The sequence below is a fragment of the Streptomyces lancefieldiae genome (genome assembly GCF_031845825.1).
Classification (GTDB): Bacteria; Actinomycetota; Actinomycetes; order Streptomycetales; family Streptomycetaceae; genus Streptomyces; species Streptomyces lancefieldiae.
The window spans coordinates 1-741 of sequence record NZ_JAVRFH010000259.1 but is presented as its reverse complement, the minus strand read 5'-3'; the positions used below and the strand labels follow the sequence as shown (position 1 = coordinate 741).

Sequence of the window (741 nt, the reverse complement as noted above, 5' to 3'; positions counted from 1 at the left end):
GGCCGAGGAGCCGGCCGTGGTGCCGGAGTCTTTGCCGCAGAGGGCGGTTGCGGGATCGACGGTGCCGCACCGGACCGAGGGCATGACGGCATCGGTGCTGGCAGTGGACTACCAGCACATCGTGGGCCTGCTGGAGTCGGACGTCGGGCGGGAGGGCATGCGCTGTCAGCAGCTGGCCGCGGCTCTGGGGCTCCAGGTGGTGCCGGCGAAGGTCGAGGGGGTGCGGTCGAAGGCGAAGCGGCTGGCAGAGCGGGGCTGGATCCGGCAGGTGCGGCCGGGAGTGTTCACCGCGCTTGCGCAGGCCGGCTGAACCCTGTCGGGCGCCGGCCGGCGAGGCGGCGGCTCATGAGCATCGTCATCGACCACAACACCATGGCCTCGTGCATGACGGGCAGCGTCTCGTAGTCCCGGACGAGACGACGTGAACGCATCAGCCAGCTGAGCGTCCTTTCCACCACCCACCTGCGCGGCAGCACCACGAAGCCCGTGGTGTCGTCGGTGCGTCGGACGATCTCCAGGGTGAGACGGAGATTCTCGGCCGCCCAGTCGACCAGCCGTCCCGCGTAGCCTCCGTCCGCCCACACCAGACGGATCGAGAAGTACATCGTGCGCAGCCGCTCGAGCAGGGCGACAGCGGCATCGCGGTCCTGCACGCTCGCCGCGGTCACCGCGACGGCCAGGACCAGGCCGAGGCAGTCGACCACCAGGTGCCGCTTGCGGCCGCCGACCTTCTTCCCGCCG

Annotated in this window: 1 protein-coding gene and 1 pseudogene; one reads left to right on the top strand and one right to left on the bottom strand. The window is 70.9% G+C overall.

Features of this window, described 5'->3' with window-relative positions:
- Nucleotides 1-310: pseudogene (locus RM812_RS41995) on the top strand (hypothetical protein); the annotation flags it as partial.
- On the opposite strand, the gene RM812_RS41990 reads toward RM812_RS41995, so the two are convergent.
- On the bottom strand, nt 285-741 hold a 457-nt coding region (locus RM812_RS41990), incomplete at its 5' end, for a transposase (RefSeq protein ID WP_311586262.1). The pseudogene RM812_RS41995 and the gene RM812_RS41990 overlap by 26 nt on opposite strands.